This window comes from Lysinibacillus telephonicus, from assembly GCF_003966145.1.
Classification (GTDB): domain Bacteria; phylum Bacillota; class Bacilli; order Bacillales_A; family Planococcaceae; genus Ureibacillus; species Ureibacillus telephonicus.
This window is the reverse complement of the sequence record NZ_RXNR01000153.1, coordinates 1-1,265: the sequence shown is the minus strand read 5'-3', so window position 1 is coordinate 1,265 and position 1,265 is coordinate 1. Positions and strand designations below refer to the sequence as shown.

1 protein-coding gene is annotated in these 1,265 nt (G+C 40.2%); it reads left to right on the top strand.

Annotated elements, in window-relative coordinates:
* Positions 1-500 precede the first annotated feature (500 nt).
* Positions 501-1,265, top strand: a 765-nt coding sequence (gene ltrA, locus EKG35_RS20660) for a group II intron reverse transcriptase/maturase (RefSeq protein WP_126296412.1), incomplete at its 3' end; no start/stop codon positions are given.

Below are 1,265 nucleotides of genomic sequence, written 5' to 3'. Positions count from 1 at the left end.
TGTGTGCCAGGCATGGCAACTATCTAGGTGGTGAAAGTCCACTGTGGAGGTACACATCGACCAACCACTAAGGAAGCGCAAGGTACTTATCGCGAGATAAGGGCTGGAGGAAGCGTGGAATAAAATCTTGGCTCGACGAACAGAAATCTGATACCAAGGCTCTACAAAGGGATAAGACTCCATAACAAGTTAAAGTCCAAAAGATGTGCGTAACTTTGCAGAGTAAATCAGGCGAGTAAAAGAGGAAAGATAGTTGTCTTACCCTGGGAGGTCTTGCGGATGTACATAGTTACAGTCGAAAACGGTTAGTCGCAAGAAGTCAGCAGAAGCCATAGTAATGACCTTTGGTCATGAAGGGCTGAACAATTTATAGTGTTTCAACGCCACAAATGCGTAAGTAACGGACTCCGAATGTGTTAATGGTGAAAGTATGAGCGTATCTCAAATGATAACCAAAATGGAGATATTACTTACTACGTAAGAGGAAAGGAGAAACGAGTGTGCAACTATTAGAAAAGATTCTAAGCAATCAAAATATGAATGAAGCCTACTTACGTGTCTATAAAAATAAAGGTGCAGGTGGAGTCGACGGAATAACGGTTGATGAACTTAAAAAGTATCTGAAAGAGAACAAGGATGAGCTACGTCAGCGCATCAGAACCAAAAAATACCAACCACAAGCTGCCTTACGAGTGGAAATCCCAAAAGAAAATGGAAAGATGCGCAAACTGGGAATACCAACAGTAGTGGATAGGGTAGTTCAACAGGCAATTCATCAAGTACTCAGTCCGATATTTGAAAAAGAGTTCAGTGAATACAGTTACGGTTTTAGACCAAATAGAAGTTGTGAGATGGCAATCATAAAAAGCCTCGAATTTCTGAACGATGGATATGATTGGATAGTGGACATTGACCTTGAAAGATTTTTCGACACAGTCAACCATGATAAACTCATGCGAATTATATCCAAAACAATCGATGATGGAGATGTCATTTCTTTAATAAGAAAATACTTGGTCAGTGGGGTCATGGTAAAGGGGAAATATGAAGAAACACCGATTGGAACCCCACAAGGAGGAAACCTTAGCCCACTGCTAAGTAACATAATGTTGAATGAACTGGACAAGGAACTAGAAAATAGAGGACTCCAATTCGTGAGATATGCGGATGACGTTCTTATCTTTGTGAAGAGTGAGAAAGCTGCAAACAGAGTAATGGAATCAGTCGTGAAATTTATAGAAAAGAAATTAGGGTTGATTGTCAAT